Below are 17,986 nucleotides of genomic sequence, written 5' to 3' on the forward strand. Positions count from 1 at the left end.
GTTGTGATGTTTTAAGGTTAAATATTTTGTAGCAATAATCCTTCATAGATTATCAATATCGGTCTCTTATAACATTAGTTGTAGAGTCTCTTTCCAAACCACTTGTCTGCGAAATTGATTCCAACTCTCAAATTTATAAAATTTTGACGAATCAGATTGTTATCAAGTGTTCCTCTTTTTCCGAGTTCAATTCCAAGATCAATGCTGTTCATACGATTGATATTGCTTTTCTCGAAAGGAAGCGTTACACCAGCTGTGACAGCGTACTTGTTGATGTTAGTTCCGTTGATCTGCAGGTTACCTTTTTCGTAGTAAGCGCCATAACGGTAAATAACTCGTGAAAAGTAAGAACGGAAATTATTGAAGTTTGGCAAATACCAACCTCCCACAGAGTATCTGTAAGAATCCTGATAGTTCAAAGCCTGTCCTAAGAAGTTAAAAGTTTCTCCTTTTTTATAGTCTACCTGAGTTCCGATAAACCATTTCGCATCTTTACCATAACCTACGCCCAAAGATCCTTCTTGCGGAAGAAACTTTTTATCATACGTCGTTTTTTCTTCGATGATCGTTTCGTAAGCTTTTGTCTCGCCAAGAAGATAATAATAAGTACTGTTAGTGTAAGTATTTTTCATAGTCCCGGTATTACCGAAAGTATATGTTGCACCAACTGTCAATTTATGATCATTTGCCAGCTTTTTCTGATAGGTCGTACCTAAAGTGAAATTAAATGACTGGATTCTGTAGCTGTTAGCATATCCACTTGTCAATTCTGCTCCGGTGAAAGCTACTTCTTCTATGTCATATAGTTTCCCAAAATAGAAATTGGACCTTAAACCAACCGCGAACTGGGAATTGATCTGATAAGATAACGCCGCCTGGACTGTATTCAGTGTTCCTTCACCGTGGAAGTGATGAACTGCCGTCACTTGGTCCGTCGGTTGCTGAGATGATTCTAAAGCATCAGATGTTACAATATTATAGGATTTGGAACTATAAGGCTGATAGCCCAACCCGAATTTTACTTTTTTCGAGATCGGAAAAGCTATCGTAATATTAGACAGATACGTCGAGTGTTTAGTCGAATTGATATTGTTAAAATCAGACTTATAATAGTTATTCTCGTTAGTACCTTCAACTTTCAAAGTAGTTAGCTCCAGGTTGGTGTTTGCAGCTGGATTTCGGAAATTAAAATTATTATTAAAGTCCCAAATATAAGCTGTGGTAATACCACCCATAGAGTTAATATCGACTGTGTTATCATATTTTACATCTCCAATTCCATAAGCCCCGTACGGCGAATTCCCAATACTTTGAGCGTTTAGGAAATATCCTGCTACCAATGATGATAAAACAAAAATTCTCTTCATCCTTTAAAATTTCAATGCGCAAATATCTTAATTAATAATGAATTGCAAAAATATATTTGGGTTAAAGTTTGTTAAGTAGTTTCGACAATTCGGCGAGTTTAGTCGATTGTTTATATATATTAATAGATTGTTGTTGATAGGTGCAAAATTGCATCCTCATAAAACTAACAACTAAATACTAACAACTAAAAACTAATATTTATCTTTGCGAGTATGAAATGGGAACAGATTATAGGCCAGCAATCCATCAAAAATCTTTTACGAGATAGTATCCAGGATTCCAGGGTAGGGCACGCGCAACTTTTCGTAGGAGAAGAAGGCTTTGGTGTTTTACCATTGGCTTTAGCAATGGCTCAGGAGATTTTTGAGAAAGAAAATCCCGCTTCTGTTCATAAGGTCGAGAATCTCAATCATCTCGATTTACATTTCAGTTTTCCTGTTTTTTCTGATAAGAATGTTTCGCTGAGCAAACGTTTTTTCGACAATTTCCGAGAAATGATTTTGGAAAATCCTTACTCATCGTTTGATGATTGGACAAGCTTTTTGGAATCGGAAAATAAACAGTTTTTCATTTCTGCAGATGAAGCGGAAGATATCGGACAAAGATTCAATCTGAAAAGTTTTGAAGGTGGGAGCAAAATTCTGATTATCTGGCGAGCTGATAAAATGAATGATGCTGCAGCCAACAAAATCCTGAAGTTTCTGGAAGAACCTCCAAAAAATACGTTCATCATTCTTTGTGCTCCAAGTACCAATGATATATTGCCAACCATTTTATCAAGATGTCAGATTGTCAATGTTCCGAGAATTAATGATAAAGATATTTTAGAAAAACTTCAAAACCACAATTCTGCAAAAGAAATTGCTTATCAAGCTCAAGGTGATTGGAATCTTGCAAAATCACTGTCAGAAAATAATGAAGGAGCTTCAGAATTTGAAACCCTATTTATTCAATGGGTTCGGAATGCTTTTCAGGCAAAAAAGAAACCCGAAGTTCTCCGCGAAATTGTAAAATGGGCACGTCAAATCTCCGAATGGAATCGTGAAAAGCAAATGAAATTCCTCAATTATTGTATTGAGATTTTCCGTCTGGCAATGCTTCAAAATTACGGAAATGATAATCTAGTTTACAAGAAGCTGAGTGAAGGTAATTTTAACTGGCAATCTTTTTCTAAGTTCATTCACGGAGCAAACATCGTTTCCATTGTTGAGGAAATTACAGATGCATCCTACCACATTTCCAGAAACGCCAATTCTAAAATTGTTTTGACGGATATGGGAATTAAGTTAACCCGTTATATCCACAAATCCGCTTAAACTTTCTTGCAAGATCTATCAATCAGGATTGGTTAATATGATTGTTCCTAGATTTTTAAAGATTAGTGATATCAGCTTCTATTCACCAGTTTGATATTATAGACAAATTCGATAAACTTTTAATAAAAAATTAATCAAACAAATGTTTGATTGAATGTGTTTTTGATTTAACTTTGCGCCGTTAAAAATCAATTATGCCAACAAAAGAAGAACATATTATGATGGTTGCGGAGAAGCTCTTCGCTGCCAACGGCTATAATGGGACTTCGGTAAGGGACATTGCGACCAAAGCAAAAGTTAATGTTTCTATGATTTCCTATTATTTCGGTTCAAAGGAAAACTTGATGGAAGAGCTTTTCAAATGGAGAATGGAAGAAGGACTCAACTTTGCTAAAAATATTCTGGAAAATAATGAACTGAACGAAATTCAAAAAATTGATGCTTTTATAGATAATTTCGTAAACCGAGTTCAGAGATTGAGAGACTTCTTTTTGCTTGTTCATACGCAACAAGTTATCAGTCAGAATAAAAATATTCAGAATTTTCTTAGAGCATCAAAAATCAATTATATAGAAATCAATCAAAAGATTATAGAACAAGGTCTGGAAAAAGGGATTTTTACTAAAAAACCTTCTTATCATCTTTTACAATGTACCATTTCAGGAACGATTTTCAATGCGATGCACGGCATCAAAATTTATAAAGAATATCTGAAAAAACATAACTCAGATTTCGATGAGAAACTCTATGAAAATCAATATTTCCAGGAAGCATCTGACCACGTGAAAACCATTGTGAGAGCGCTTGTTGGTTATCAGAATTAATATTTAAACACAACTATAACAATAATTACTAAAGTGAATAAATTTTTTGCAACAGTATTCTTAATAACCACTTTCTCTTTTGTTTCTGCCCAAGAAAAAAGAGTATTGAGTCTGGAAGAAGCTGTGAAGTTGGGAATAGCGAATAGCAAAAATCTAAAGATAGATCAAGCTAAAATTGAAGAATCTACCGCAAATCTTCTGGAAGCGAAGAACAGACAGTTACCAGAGCTCAAGGTGTCCGGAAGCTATCTGTACCTTCCACTGGAACCGAATGTGGATATCAAAATCCCCGGAATGTCTGGTGGCGGACCAAAAGTGAGCAATGTACTTTATGGTTCTGCCAATCTTTCCGTTCCAATCTACTCGGGAGGAAGAATCAAATACGGAATCAAATCTGCTGAATATCTTGTTGAGGCTTCTAAACTAACATCTGAAAACGATAAGAACGCGATTGCTTACAATATTTCTCAGGCGTACAATAATCTTTTCAAAGCGAATGAAGTAGTGAAATTACTGAAAGAGAATTTAGCGTCTTCTCAGAAAAGAGATGAGTCCTTCATCAAGCTGGAAAACAATGGCGTCATTGCCAGAAATGATCGGTTAAAAGCACAACTTCAAACTTCTAATATTGAGTTACAGCTAATGGAAGCGCAGAACAATTACAGCATTGCCAACATCAATATGGATTTGCTCCTTGGTCTTCCGGACAATACGGAAATCGAGGTTGATTCTAACTATATCGGCGAAGATGATCTTGGAAAACCGGATGATTTTTATTTGAATTTAGCCAGAGAAAACAGAAAAGATATCCAGGCTTTGGATTATCAAAGAAAAGCTGCTGCGCTTGGAACTAAGGCTGCAAAAGCAGAGAACCTTCCTTCATTAGCTTTCACAGGTGGTTACGTTGCAGCGGATATTCCGAAACTTTTAACGATTACCAATGCTGTGAATGTCGGAGTTGGAATTCAATATAATCTTTCTAATATCTGGAAAAAGAATTCGAGTCTGATGCAATCCAAAGCCAGAGAGCAGGAACTGGCAGCAAACAACGATTTATTAAATGACAATGTGACTTTGGAAGTAAAACGTGATTATCAAAATGACCTTTATGCGCATAAGAAAATCGATGTTTATCAAAGAGCACTGGAACAAGCAGAAGAGAATTACAGAATCACATTGAACAAATATAACAACGGACTGGAAACCATTACCAACCTTCTGGATGCAGACACTGCGAAAATCACAGCCAATGTGAATGTCATCACTTCCAAAGCAGACGCGGCACTGGCTCATAAAAAATTATTACAAACAACAGGAATTATTAATCAATAATCGGTTAATAATAATTGATCATAAAGAACTTTAAACTTAGAACAAAAAACTTTAAACAAATAAAATGGCACAAGACAATATAAAATTTGAGCAGGGAGAGATTCCTGAAAAAAAGAAAAAAAGCCCTGTTTTTTACATCGTATTAGCAGTTGCAGTTTTGGCTGGCGCTTTCTTCGGCTTCAGAGAATACCAGTACAGTCAGGCTCATGAAGAAACGGACGATGCACAAATCGCAGCAGACGTAAGTCCGGTAATTTCTAAAATATCGGGCTACGTTGCAGAAGTAAAAGTTAAAGATAATCAGTTTGTGAAAAAAGGAGATACGCTTGTTGTTCTTGATAACAGAGATCAGCAAATGGCTTTGGAGCAGGCAGAAGCAGCGTTAGGAACGGCTCAGAGCAATGTTGCATCTGCCCAGGCTGGTTCGGAAGCAGCAAAGACCGGAATCGGTAACTCCAGAGCGGCAGTACAGACGGCTAACGCACAAATCGAAGCGGCCAAAGTTAATGTCTGGAGAACTGAACAGGATATGAAAAGATATTCTGAATTGGTAAAAGACCACACCATCACGCAGCAACAATATGAACAGGCATCTGCAGCTTATCAAACGGCACAGAAACAACTTCAGGTTTTGATTGACCAAAAGAATCAGGCCAATGTCCAGACAGGTGTTGCAACATCACAGTCCAATGCAACTTATCAAAATGTCGGCATCGCCAATTCACAATTGAAACAAAGACAGGTGGATGTAGAAAATGCAAAACTAAATTTGTCTTACACCGTCATCACGGCTAAAGAAAATGGTTATGTTTCTAAGATTCCTGTTCAGGTGGGACAATATATCCAGGCAGGTTCACAATTGTTCAGCATAGTTTTGAGCAACCAAAAATGGGTTGTTGCCAACTACAAAGAAACTCAGGTTGAGAAAATGGTAGAAGGCCAGAAAGTAGAAATTGAAATCGATGCTTATCCTGACCAAAAATTCCAGGGAACTATCAGTTCATTCTCTCCGGCCACAGGTTCTGCCTTTGCATTGTTGCCTCCGGATAACGCGAGTGGTAACTTCGTGAAAGTCGTTCAGAGACTTCCTGTTAAAATTACTTTCGACAATCTAAACCCGGACATTATGAAAAAACTCCGCGTCGGGATGAATGTTCAAACTGTCGTTTCATTAAAATAAAAACAAGGAAGCTGGAAGAGGGAACAAAAAGCATTTAAAAACTTCTGACCTCTGACATCCGGCATCCAACTCAAAATTATGCAAGACGATTCATTAGTAGAATACGGATTTCGCAGAACCATTATTACCATCACGGCGATTATGTGTGCGCTTCTTGAGATTGTGGATTCCACCATCGTAAACGTGGCACTTAATGAGATGAAAGGTAATCTTGGGGCAACACTTTCCGAAGTGGGCTGGGTAATCACGGCTTATGCCATTGGTAACGTGATTATCGTTCCGATGACCAGCTGGTTATCCCAACAGTTCGGGCGTAGAAATTACTTTGCGGTATCTATCATCATATTTACGATTTTCTCTTTTCTCTGTGGTAATGCGACTAACATCTGGGAACTGGTATTTTTCCGTTTGTGTCAAGGGATTGGTGGAGGAGCACTTTTGGTAACTTCACAAACCATCATTACCGAATCTTACCCTATCGAGAAAAGAAGTATGGCTCAGGCCATCTACGGATTGGGCGTAATTATCGGGCCAACGCTTGGTCCGCCATTGGGAGGTTATATTGTTGATAATTATAGCTGGCCTTACATCTTTTACATCAATATTCCGTTGGGAATTATTGCGACGTTGCTGACATTACAATTTGTGAAAAGTCCGCGATATTCAGAAAAACGCTCAGCTTCCGATGTCGATTGGATCGGGATTGGATTATTGGCAGCGTTCGTGGGTTCTTTACAATACATTTTGGAAAGAGGTCACGAGGATGATTGGTTTGCCAGTAAAGCCATTGTGGTATTGACGATTACAGCTGTTGTAGGATTCATATTATTTATTTGGCGAGAACTCACCTTCAAATATCCGATTGTAGAACTACGCGTTCTCAAGAATGGAAATCTGAGGATTGGAACCGTGATGTCTTTCATTCTGGGATTCGGGTTGTACGGCTCAACGTTTATTGTTCCGCTTTATACACAGAGTATTCTGGGTTGGACAGCGCTGCAGTCCGGAGCATTAATGATTCCAGCCGCATTAACGACCGCTTTTATGATGCCGATCATTGGCCAATTGTTGACCAGGGGTGCCAAGCAACAGATATTGGTAGCATTAGGCTTATTCATCTTCTTCGTTTACAGTTTCTGGGGATATAAAATCCTGACACCAGACACAGGAAAAGACGCCTTCTTCTGGATGCTGATTGTAAGAGGAATGGGACTGGGTTTACTATTCATTCCGATTACATCATTATCACTAAGTACGCTGAAAGGTCCTGAAATTGGACAAGGCGCCGCTTTCACGGGAATGATGCGTCAGTTAGGAGGTTCATTCGGAATCGCTGCGATTACGACCTTCATTGCCAATAAAAGCGAGCTTTACAGGAGTAATCTTGTATCGCACTTGGATGTCAACGATTTTGATGTTCAGCAGAGAGTTGCAGCACTCAAAGCCAGCTTCATCGCCAAGGGTTATACGCCAGACAGAGCGCTGAACGCTGCTTATCAAATGCTGGACTTCTCAGTAACCAAACAGGCAACAGTATTATCTTATATGGATGTTTTCCTTTATTTGGGATTGATGTTTTTGATATGTATTCCCTTTGTGCTCTTCGTAAGAGAACGAAAAGGCAAAGGCGAGAAAATCGACCTGAGCGCGGCTCATTAATTTATTTTTTTTAGTTATTTGTTAGAAACTCAGAATCTTGATTGGTTCTGAGTTTTTTTGGCATTGATTTTAATTGTAGTTGAATTATCAATCCATTCAAAATCAAAGTTATGATACCATTACTATCCCAGGTACTTTATCTCTTTCTGATAGCCATTCCCGTAGCGTGTATTGCCTGGACAGTGACCCACGAGGAAATCTTCCGTGAACCCAGGGAGTATTGCCAGAAAATATGTGGCAGCACGCAATCCATTGCTAAGCGAAAATTCTTCTATCTCTTCACCTGCGAATATTGTTTCAGCCATTACATCAGCATTATTTTTTTAATTATCACCAAATTCCAGTTGCTCTACGATGATTGGCGCGGTTACTTGTTGGCGTTCTTCTCGCTGGTATGGATTGCTAACTGGTATATGAGCCTCTTCGGCTACCTGAGACAGAGCCTTAAGGTTGAGAAAATAGAGGCTAAGATGAAGGATGAGAATTTGAAGGAAATGACGGGCGATAAGTAATCTTTCAGACAAACGGTCTTTGTCCGCTCGAGTAAAGAGTCTTTGTTCGCTCGAGTAAAGGTGTTTCGTTCGCCCGAGTAAAAGGTCTTTATTCGCTCGACTAAGATAGTTTCTCAAAAATCTCTCAATTCTCAAACCATCACATTCTCCCACTCAATCAAATCCATTTCAGTCTCGTTGCCAATGTACAAGCTTCCGTGGTATTGGAAACCCGCATCTTCTCAAGGATATTTTGTCTGTGACGATTCACCGTATTGATGCTGATAAAGAGAACATCCGCAATTTCCTTACTCTTTTTTCCTGACTGAATCATCTTCAGAATTTCCTTTTCACGGGCAGACAGAAAATTAGAATTCTCAACTTCGGTCTGCTGAATAATGCTTCCTTCAGCTGTATTGATAATCATTCCTGTGTAATCTGAGGACGGTAAGAAATCGAAATGATAAAGGCAGAGTGCCAGCTCCACATTCTTATGATGCACATCTGAAAAATAAAACATCTTATGTATCAAAGATCTTGAATTACTCAATAATCTCAGTTTGCAGATGATACAAAAATCCTTACGCTTATCAAACGCCACCGTCTTGATAAACTGAAAAAACTGAAGCTCCAGGATGTGCTTCTGCAAAACATCGTCAGGATTCAGAATGTTAAACAATTCATCTTCCCAGATACTTTCAATTTCAAGCTGATTTCTATTCTGAAAGATATTGAGTTCATCGGCGATTTTGCCTGAGTAGATGTAGCTTTTATTGTTTTTGAGGTCGCTGAGAATTGCGATTCCATTTTCCAGTTCCACAAAGTTCTGAGCTATTAACTGGCATTGCTCCAGCTGCAATTGTTCTGTTTCGTAAACAAAATCCTGTTGCAATAATTGCTCATTCAAATCAGACTGAATATTCTTCATCAATAATTATTTAATCTCTCGCGCTTTTTGAAGTGTTACCTCGATATTTTGGGTCAGGATTTCAGGAACGTAATTTTCTCTTGGTGTTCCATTGATATGATATAATCTCTCCGTCGGAAACTGGAATCCAATCTTGGTTTCGTTTATTTGGAAGTTAGAGATTGCGCCAAGCAAACCAGCCATTTTGGTTCCGATTATTTTGGCTTTTTTCATACCGTCAAAACCAATTGCCATCCCTTCGCCCATGCTTCCCGTCCAATGTCCAACCAGAATATAAACTTTACCATTATAAGTTGTTTTGCGTGGTGTCACGTATTCTTCCCAATGTCTTTTGGTTTCAAATTCTTTTTCATCAAACTCATGCACCTGAAAAGGTAAAAGCTGATTGGTGAATCTGCCCATTATTGCCCTTGCAACAGTAGAATTGCCGCCACTAGGAGTTTCAGTTAAGTCAATAATCAGATTTTTGAACTGGAAAAAGTTATCCAATGTTTTATCAAATTCTGCAATGAGATTGTTGTTTCCCAAAGAATTATTGATTTTGATATAGGCAGTAGTATCATTCAGAACCTTACTGAAAAGCAATTCATTACTGTTTCCATAGGTGATGGGAAAAAAAGTTTTCGATTTTCCGTTCTCGACAACTTTAATTTCTCTTTTAATATCGTGAGTACCTGCAAACAGCATATCAATGGCATATTGATACATCTTTTGAGTATGTTGGGTTGTAAATTTTGGTAAGAATTTTTTCAGTTGTTCATCAACAGACTTTCCATTGTAAGCGGTAACTTCCATTCCGATTTTTAAACCTGCCAAATCAGCCCCAAATCCTTTTCTTAGATCCTTAATAATGTATTTATTGCCAACTTTTTCGAGATACAAATCCGATCCGGAAGGGACTAATCTGTTGGAATTTGGTAGATTAGTATTTAAGGATGAATGCCCGTTGTACAATTCGTTTAAAACATTTTCCATAAATGTAATGAATTCGTCATCATTGGAAATCCTGGAAGATTGAGGCTCATAGATTTGTTTGACTTTTTTCCAGTCAATATTTTGCTGGTCAAGATAGGCGTAATTATCATTGATATCTGTCCAAAATTCATTGAAATCTTTTTGGTATTTTGTCTGAGCAGAAGTCCAGTTATTTACAAGAAACATTATAACTGATAAGATTAGTTTTATTTTAAGATTGAAAATTCTATCGAAAGGATTCATTACTTGTTTAGTCTTTTTTATTTTAAGTCAAAAAATGGTTATTTATCAGTATTGATTATTCAGGCTAATGAATCTAAATTTGCCTTGTCAAGATGTAAAAATACAATGAATAATCTGAACGAAAAAGAGAAAATGCTCTCCGGCGAATTATATGATGCGAATGATGCAGTACTGGTGGAGGAAAGACAGAGAAGCAAGGATTTGTGCTTCCGCTACAATCAGACTCAACCTTCTAAAATGAAGGAGCGAAAAGGCATTATCAAAACGCTATTTGGCAAAACAGGGAAAATGTTCCTGATAGAGCAGCCTTTCTACTGCGATTACGGTTACAACATAGAAATCGGGGAAAACTTCTACACCAATGTCAATGTCGTGATTCTCGATTGCGCCAAAGTGACTTTCGGAGACAATGTTTTCATTGCTCCCAATTGCGGATTCTATACCGTGAATCATCCTCTTGATGTAGAAACCAGAAACACAGGACTGGAATATGCAAAACCTATCACCGTCGGAAATAATGTTTGGATTGGCGCAGGTTGTAGCATTCTTCCGGGTGTAACCATTGGTGATAATGCTGTCATTGGTGCAGGAAGCGTCGTCGTAAAAGATATTCCAGCGAATGTTTTAGCCGTCGGCAATCCTTGTAAAGTCATCAGGGAAATATAAAAATAAAAACCACAAAAGGCATAAAAGTACGAGTTCAGGAATATTTAAAAGTTCATATTTTCTTATAATCCAAACTAATAACCAGCTGAAATTCTTTTATGTCTTTTGTGGTTTAATGTAACTACTTGACTTTGATGAGTAAAACGTCTTTGTGACGGTTACAACATTGAATCAAACTAAAAAACTTTGCGTTTAAAATTATATTAAGAATGAAGAAAATTATATTAGCATCAATTCTGATGTTGGCTCTTTTCCAAACAAAAGCACAATCTTTGGAAAAAATGACATGGTTCAACGAGCCTTCACAATGGGAAATCAAAGACAAAAGACTTACAATGACCGTCACGCCGCAAAGCGATTATTGGAGAATTTCGCATTATGGTTTTACGGTGGATGATGCGCCTTTTTATTATTCAACTTACGGTGGAGAATTCGAAACGAAAGTTAAAATCACCGGAGATTACAAAGCCCGATTTGACCAAATGGGACTGATGCTCAGAATTGATGAACAAAATTATATCAAAGCCGGCGTTGAGTTCGTGGATGGAAAATTTAATCTGAGTACAGTTGTGACTCACAAAACCAGTGATTGGAGTGTGATTGTTCTCGAGAAAACACCGCCATTCGTCTGGATAAAGGCAGTCAGAAGATTGGATGCTGTAGAGATTTTCTATTCATTTGATGACAAAGAATATGTAATGATGCGAAATGCTTATCTGCAGGACAACACACCGGTTCAGGTTGGTTTTATGGCAGCAAGTCCGGACGGAAACGGTTTCAAAGCGACTTTTGAAAATTTTTCTGTCAAACATTTACCGGACCAACGACGATTGGAATGGCTGAGGAAAAATCAGAATTGATTTATAATATTTATTAATTAAAGTAAAAAGGTGTTTGGAAAATTCTGAATGCCTTTTTTAATATGGCTTCGTAATCTGATGGCTTGGCAAATGTGATCCGGGTTTTATGAATTGTTTTGCTTTGTCTAAAGATTAAAATTGATAAGAATTGATTTTATCATCATTCATCAATTGTTGAATAAGTGCTTCGTGATTTGTATTTTTCCCAGTCAGCTTCCAAGTGGTGGCAAGGCTTCCTGTCGTAAATTGCTGTTTGATGATGAGGTACTTCAAATGATGATTTTTAAACATCGCTTCACAATATTGAAAGTCATCCTTGGAGCTTGTTACAATGCGGTATTCCCTGATTTTATGACGATTATCAATGTAATCTTGGAGATAAGTCAACAGACTGAGAATCAATAAAACCAGAATCGTTCCCAAAAGAGCTAGAGCAATGTGACCGGAACCAATGGCCATTCCAAGAGAAGCGGTTGCCCAGATCGTTGTGGCGGTCGTTATACCTCCAATCTTATTATCGTCTTTGAAAATAACACCAGCACCAAGAAAACCAATTCCTGTAATAATATTGGCGGCTAGTCTGTCTGGATTCTCGACTCCGATTTTGATGGAAAGAATGGTAAATAAGCAAGACCCAAAACTTACCAATATGAAAGTCCTTAAACCGGCAGATTTATTACGATATTCTCTTTCGGCGCCAATAATAAGACCGATAAAAACTGAGATGATTATTAATAAAAGGTCATTTTGCAAGGCGAACATTTCCAAAAATTCCATAGAAAAATATTGATTAAAATTAAGAAAAATCTATCATATCAACCTTCTTGTTCTAATCAAATAATCCAGATACTTTTCCCCATGTTGTCTATAAAGAAATTCCTCTTCCAGTCTTATCTGAATCTGAATCAATACATAACCCAGAATCAAAAACAATAGAGAAACCGCATTTGGTGTAAGAAAGAAAAGACCGACCAAACTTACAACCATTCCAAAGAAAATAGGATTTCTGGAAATCGAAAATAATCCGGAAGTTACCAATTCAGTTTTCATATCGTTATCAATCCCGATTCTCCAAGAATTTTTCATTTGATTCTGAGCAACAATCGTCCAAATCAAAGCTAATAACATGAATATCAATCCAACGAATTTTAGGAACTCGACATCAAGAAAATCAATAGAAAGAAAAGAACTTTCCGACAAAAACGGAAACAAAATAACATAAACGAAAATCCCAACCAGACAAAGTTTGAAATAATTGCCGACCAACGCATAAGCACTTTCGTCCTGAGGCAAAACCAAAGGGTTTTTCCTGATTTTTCTGGCAACAATAATCGTTTTCGCAACAAAAGAAATCCCGAAAAACAAAATAAAATAAGCGGGTAAAAAGATTTTGATCAATAATTCCATAGCTAATTTTTTCTGCGAAATTACAGCTGTGGAAAGTGCAATACTATTGCAAAGTTTCGTCGAGACAGTTTTCGCAAATCCCTTTCGCAAAAAACCGCACTTCATCTATTCGGAAACCGAGATTCGGGTGGTCTGCAAACGTCACATTCTCTTTGCAGGTCGTCTGTTTGCAGATTTTGCAGTAGAAATGCAGATGTCTGTCGCTGTGTGTATTCTCGTTGCAATCGTCCTCGCAAAGCCGATATTTTGTCGTGCTATTTTCCTGGATGCTGTGAACAATTCCTTTCTCCTCAAATGTTTTCAGCGTTCTGTAGATTGTAATTCTATCAGCATTTTCAAACTGATTTTCAATCTCCGACAAAGACAAAGCCACATTCTGAGAATCCAAAAAATCATACACCAAAATCCGCATACTCGTCGGTTTGGTATTCTTGTTCATCAGTTTATTTTCAATCTCATTTTTCATCAGAAAACTCATTTTTAGGAGCCGGGAACCTGCTTTCCGTTGCAATTCCTCGCTCGGTCGGCTTCGCTCCGCCGCCTCACTGCGGGATTTCCACTGCAATCAGGGCTAGGAGATTCGACATTCAATCAACGTTTCTCATAACTCAAACGCTTGTACTCTCAAACCCTCCAACTCAAATTATCCAATCAAATCCAAAAACTGCTGTTCATCCAGAATTGTAATCGTTCCGATATCTTGGGCTTTTTTTAGTTTGCTACCGGCTTTTTCTCCAACCACCAGATAATTGAGGTTTTTTGAAACGGCAGAGATGTTTTTTCCATTGTGTTTTTCCACCATTTCTTCCGCTTGTTCCCTTGTGAAAAGCGACAATTTTCCAGTGAAAAGGAAAGTTTTTCCTTCCAAAACATTGGACAAAACTTCGTTGGTATTTTCGCCTTTTTCCAATTGAACGCCGTAAGATTTCAAACGTTCAATCATCAGGATGTTTTCAGAATTCTGGAAAAAGTCAATGATGCTGACCGCGATTTTCATTCCGATATCTTCAACCTGACAAAGCTCTTCCAAAGTTGCATTTTTCAATTCATCAATTGTAGAAAAATTCTTGACCAGTTTCTTCGCCACCGTTTCTCCAACGTGTTTGATTCCGATTCCGAATAATACTTTTTCAAATGGAACTTCTTTGGATTTTTCAATCCCGTCCAGAATATTCTGAGCAGATTTTTCAGCCATTCTTTCAAGAGGAAGAAGCTGTTCTTTTTTGAGTGTGTAAAAATCAGCAGGGTTTTCAATCAGCTTTTCTCTGTAGAGTTGCTCAATCGTTTCTCCGCCAAGATTCTCGATATTCAAGGCTTTTCTGGAAACATAGTGAATCATTCTGCCAACAACTTGTGGATGACAATGAAGATAATTTGGGCAATAATATGCAGCTTGGTCTTCAAGCTTTTCAAGTTTAGTTTCACATTCTGGACAATTTATAGGAAATGTTACTGGCTCTGAATACAAACTTCTCATCAAAGGATTTATACCTACGATTTTTGGGATAATTTCTCCTCCTTTTTCTACAAATACTCTATCTAAGATATGTAAGTCCAATTTCTTAATAATATCTTCATTATGAAGGGTTGCTCTTTTAACAAGAGTTCCTCCTAAAGATATAGGCTCAAGTTCTGCAACAGGATTGATGGTTCCAGTTCTTCCTACTTGAAATTTCACAGATAGCAAAGTTGTTTCTTTCCTCTCGGCTTCAAACTTATAAGCACTTGCCCAGCGTGGAGATTTAGCAGTGTATCCTAATAATCTTTGTTGTTGTAAGGAATTAACTTTCAATACAATTCCATCGATTTCAAAATCTAAATTTTTTCTTTTTTTTGTGATATCCAATATAAATTCTTTAGTCTCTTCCATAGAATAACACTCTTTTATATATTTAGAAATTTTAAATCCCATATATTCTGCTAATTTGAGATTTTCATAATGAGACATTGTAGGGAAAGCATTATCATCAATAATTAACTGATAGCAAACAGCGCATAAACCTCTCTTTCTTACTTCTGCACTATCTTGTAATTTTAAACTTCCGCTAGCAGTATTTCTAGGATTCATAAAAGGTTCTAATCCTTCTAATTCTCTATATCTGTTGATTGTATTAAGTTTATTATAAGTTAAATAAATTTCACCTCTAAAATAAAATCTTTTTGGTATGTCTTTTTTTGAAATCTCTAATGGAATATCAAAAATTTTTTTAACATTTTCGGTAATATCATCCCCTTGATATCCATCGCCTCTAGTTATAGCTTGTACAAGTTTTCCATTTTCATAAAGAATGGAAATAGAAGCACCATCATATTTCAATTCCGCTACAAATTCTACTGGCTCATTAATAGTTTTGATAATTCTCTTTTCCCAATCTTCAAGGTCATGAAAATCATAAGAATTATCTAATGAATACATCCTATATTGATGCTGAACTGCCGGAAAATTTTTAGTTATTGTACCTCCAACTCTTTGAGTTGGCGAGTTGTTATTTTGATATTCAGGATATTTTGTTTCTAAATTTTGTAGTTCATTTAGTAATTTATCAAAGTCTTTATCAGATATCGTAGAATTATCTAAGACATAATAATTATAATTATGCTGATGAAGTTCTTCTCTCAGGGATTCTATCTTTTGCTGAATGTTTTCGGACATTAGGAAATTATTTAAAGCAAAAATAACCAAAACATCCAGAATCACTGAAAATAAAATGACTAAATTAGTCATCCTAAAAATTGAAAAATGAAGAAAGTCTTTTGTAGTTTAACCCTTGTCACGGCTATGTTTATCAACGCTCAAACTCAGATTATCGCCCATCGTGGTTTTTGGAATACACAGCCCAAAACTTCGGAAAATTCGATTCAGTCCTTAGAAAATGCTCAGAAACTGAAAATTTATGGAACCGAATTCGATATTCATATGACCAAAGATGGGAAATTGGTGATTAATCACGACGAACATCACGGAAAAATGGAAATCGCGGAAACTGATTTTTCCGATTTGAGAAAACTAAAATTATCCAATGGCGAAAAACTCCCAACCCTGAAAGATTATCTGAAACAAGGCAAAAAAGATGCTTCCGTCAAATTAATTATCGAAATAAAGCCAACCAAATCCAAAGAACGTGAAAACGAAATCGTTACCAAAGTTCTGAAAACTGTAAAAGAACTCGGGCTCGATAGCCAAAGCGATTACATCTCGTTCAGTCTTAATATCTGTAAAGAAATTAAGAAACAAAATCCGTTTGCAAAAGTCCAGTATCTTGAAGGAAATCTTTCTCCTCAGCAAATCAAAGCCGAAGGTTTGGACGGATTGGATTACCATTACAGCGTTTTCGAGAAAAACCCGACTTGGATTTCAGAAGCCAATTCGCTTGGTTTGATTACCAATTCCTGGACTGTGAATGATATCAAAGTTTACGAAGAACTCAAAAATCAAGGAATCAATTTCATTACGACTAACATTCCTGACCAATTAAAAGGCAAATAATTTTGTCGCATAGTCAGGTTAAATTTTATTAAATATATAATTTAATGTAATTGTTATCTGAGAATTTTTGAACACAAAGCTCACGAAGAATATATAATATTTTGGATATTTTAGTTCACAAAGGCGCTTACGCTTATATAAGTCTTTGCTTTTCTTTTTTAAGTTTACGGCTTTGTGAACTTAATAACCAGCAATGCATAAAAAATTTCGTGCGCTTTGTGTTCAAAAAAATAAGTATATTGTAAAGTCCAATTGAATTCCTCAATGATAAACTTGTATTAAATCATAAGACTTTATTCGGATTTTAAACGTGTGTTTGGTAAATTTGCACCTTCAAATTTTATAGATTGAATTATGAATTTAAAAGGTAAAAATGCCATTATCACTGGCGGTGGAAGAGGACTTGGAAAAGCTGTAGCTCAGATTCTTGCCAACGAAGGTGTGAACGTTGGTATCACGGGAAGAAACGAAAATTATCTCAAAATAGCAGTTAACGAACTGAAACAAACCGGCGTGAAAGTAGCTTATGCGGTTTTTAGTGTCGATAACGAATTAGAAGTAAAAGCAGGAATCGAATCTTTAGCAAACGAATTAGGCGGAATCGATATTTTGGTCAACAATGCAGGAATCGGTGATTTTGGAAGCATCGAGGAAATGCCGTCTGAAACCTGGGAACAAGTGATTAAAACCAATCTTTTCGGCGTTTATTACACAGCCAAAGCCGTTTATCCGTTTTTGAAAGAAAAAGGACAAGGTGACATCGTGAATGTCGCTTCCACAGCGGGATTGAAAGGTGGACCGAATATGTCGGCATACGCAGCTTCCAAAGCGGCTGTCGTTTCTCTTTCGCAGTCGATGATGGCAGAATGGAGAAAGCAAAATATCCGTGTTATTACCTTGACTCCGAGCACGATTGCTTCCGATATGAGCATCAATGGCGGTTTGACAGACGGTAATCCGGACAAGGTTCTTCAGCCAGAAGATTTTGCAGAATGGGTAAGAGATATCCTGAAAATGAACAGACGCGCATTGATTGCTAATGGTTCTATTTTCTCGACGAATCCTTAAAATAAAATAATTCTTAATATTCAACCCTTTCAGAGTTTCAAACTCTGAAAGGGTTTTGTTTTATATTAAGTTCAATTTGACTTCGACTCCGCTCAGCCTGACAACGTTCAGGATAGAGACCTAAAAATACTTAATCGAAGGATCTCGAGCTTAGTAATAGTTTCGTTATTTAATCTTTGCGT

At 37.0% G+C, this 17,986-nt stretch carries 17 protein-coding genes; 10 read left to right on the top strand and 7 right to left on the bottom strand.

Features of this window, described 5'->3' with window-relative positions; genetic code table 11:
• Nucleotides 1-74: 74 nt before the first annotated feature.
• Complete coding sequence (bamG, locus tag BXY58_RS05290; RefSeq protein ID WP_120212781.1) at nt 75-1,367, bottom strand: BamG family beta-barrel-assembly machinery protein; 1,293 nt, start codon at nt 1,365-1,367, stop codon at nt 75-77.
• 213 nt (nt 1,368-1,580) lie between these two features.
• On the opposite strand from bamG, the gene BXY58_RS05295 reads away from it, so the two are divergent.
• The 6 genes from BXY58_RS05295 (at nt 1,581) to BXY58_RS05320 (ending at nt 8,191) form a co-directional block, all read left to right on the top strand.
• On the top strand, nt 1,581-2,684 hold the full coding sequence (locus tag BXY58_RS05295) for a DNA polymerase III subunit (RefSeq protein WP_120212782.1): 1,104 nt from the start codon (nt 1,581-1,583) through the stop codon (nt 2,682-2,684).
• A 194-nt stretch (nt 2,685-2,878) separates the two neighbouring features.
• On the top strand, nt 2,879-3,508 hold the full coding sequence (locus BXY58_RS05300; RefSeq protein WP_120212783.1) for a TetR/AcrR family transcriptional regulator: 630 nt from the start codon (nt 2,879-2,881) through the stop codon (nt 3,506-3,508).
• A gap of 33 nt (nt 3,509-3,541) precedes the next feature.
• Entirely contained in the window at nt 3,542-4,840 is a 1,299-nt protein-coding gene (locus tag BXY58_RS05305; protein ID WP_229728402.1) for a TolC family protein, read from the top strand.
• Between the two features lie 64 nt (nt 4,841-4,904).
• Complete coding sequence (locus BXY58_RS05310; RefSeq protein WP_120212785.1) at nt 4,905-6,020, top strand: HlyD family secretion protein; 1,116 nt, start codon at nt 4,905-4,907, stop codon at nt 6,018-6,020.
• A gap of 78 nt (nt 6,021-6,098) precedes the next feature.
• A complete protein-coding gene (locus tag BXY58_RS05315; protein ID WP_120212786.1) occupies nt 6,099-7,679 on the top strand; it encodes a DHA2 family efflux MFS transporter permease subunit in 1,581 nt (526 codons plus the stop codon).
• Between the two features lie 110 nt (nt 7,680-7,789).
• Nucleotides 7,790-8,191 carry a hypothetical protein gene (locus BXY58_RS05320; RefSeq protein ID WP_229728401.1) on the top strand — a complete coding sequence of 134 codons (402 nt, stop codon included), beginning with the start codon at nt 7,790-7,792 and terminating at the stop codon, nt 8,189-8,191.
• Between the two features lie 157 nt (nt 8,192-8,348).
• Here BXY58_RS05320 and BXY58_RS05325 read toward each other — a convergent pair whose 3' ends face one another.
• Nucleotides 8,349-9,098: a response regulator transcription factor gene (locus BXY58_RS05325; RefSeq protein WP_120212787.1), complete on the bottom strand. Its 750-nt coding sequence runs from the start codon at nt 9,096-9,098 to the stop codon at nt 8,349-8,351.
• Between the two features lie 6 nt (nt 9,099-9,104).
• On the bottom strand, nt 9,105-10,316 hold the full coding sequence (locus BXY58_RS05330) for a S41 family peptidase (RefSeq protein ID WP_229728400.1): 1,212 nt from the start codon (nt 10,314-10,316) through the stop codon (nt 9,105-9,107).
• 105 nt (nt 10,317-10,421) lie between these two features.
• On the opposite strand from BXY58_RS05330, the gene BXY58_RS05335 reads away from it, so the two are divergent.
• Nucleotides 10,422-10,982 carry a sugar O-acetyltransferase gene (locus tag BXY58_RS05335; RefSeq protein WP_120212789.1) on the top strand — a complete coding sequence of 187 codons (561 nt, stop codon included), beginning with the start codon at nt 10,422-10,424 and terminating at the stop codon, nt 10,980-10,982.
• A 209-nt stretch (nt 10,983-11,191) separates the two neighbouring features.
• Complete coding sequence (locus BXY58_RS05340) at nt 11,192-11,842, top strand: DUF1349 domain-containing protein (RefSeq protein ID WP_120212790.1); 651 nt, start codon at nt 11,192-11,194, stop codon at nt 11,840-11,842.
• A gap of 132 nt (nt 11,843-11,974) precedes the next feature.
• On the opposite strand, the gene BXY58_RS05345 is transcribed toward BXY58_RS05340, so the two are convergent.
• From BXY58_RS05345 to ligA, 4 genes are all read right to left on the bottom strand, one after another.
• A complete protein-coding gene (locus BXY58_RS05345) occupies nt 11,975-12,619 on the bottom strand; it encodes an MgtC/SapB family protein (protein WP_120212791.1) in 645 nt (214 codons plus the stop codon).
• Nucleotides 12,620-12,652: 33 nt separating this feature from the next.
• Entirely contained in the window at nt 12,653-13,249 is a 597-nt protein-coding gene (locus tag BXY58_RS05350) for a methyltransferase family protein (RefSeq protein WP_120212792.1), read from the bottom strand.
• A 43-nt stretch (nt 13,250-13,292) separates the two neighbouring features.
• A complete protein-coding gene (locus BXY58_RS05355; protein ID WP_120212882.1) occupies nt 13,293-13,715 on the bottom strand; it encodes a Fur family transcriptional regulator in 423 nt (140 codons plus the stop codon).
• 177 nt (nt 13,716-13,892) lie between these two features.
• Nucleotides 13,893-15,902 carry an NAD-dependent DNA ligase LigA gene (gene ligA / locus BXY58_RS05360; protein ID WP_120212883.1) on the bottom strand — a complete coding sequence of 670 codons (2,010 nt, stop codon included), beginning with the start codon at nt 15,900-15,902 and terminating at the stop codon, nt 13,893-13,895.
• A gap of 87 nt (nt 15,903-15,989) precedes the next feature.
• Between ligA and BXY58_RS05365 the strand changes: the two genes are divergently transcribed.
• On the top strand, nt 15,990-16,736 hold the full coding sequence (locus tag BXY58_RS05365) for a glycerophosphodiester phosphodiesterase family protein (RefSeq protein ID WP_120212793.1): 747 nt from the start codon (nt 15,990-15,992) through the stop codon (nt 16,734-16,736).
• 354 nt (nt 16,737-17,090) lie between these two features.
• A complete protein-coding gene (locus BXY58_RS05370) occupies nt 17,091-17,804 on the top strand; it encodes a 3-ketoacyl-ACP reductase (protein ID WP_120212794.1) in 714 nt (237 codons plus the stop codon).
• Nucleotides 17,805-17,986: the final 182 nt, after the last annotated feature.

Origin of the sequence: Epilithonimonas arachidiradicis, from assembly GCF_003610695.1 — a bacterium.
Taxonomy (GTDB): Bacteria; Bacteroidota; Bacteroidia; order Flavobacteriales; family Weeksellaceae; genus Epilithonimonas; species Epilithonimonas arachidiradicis.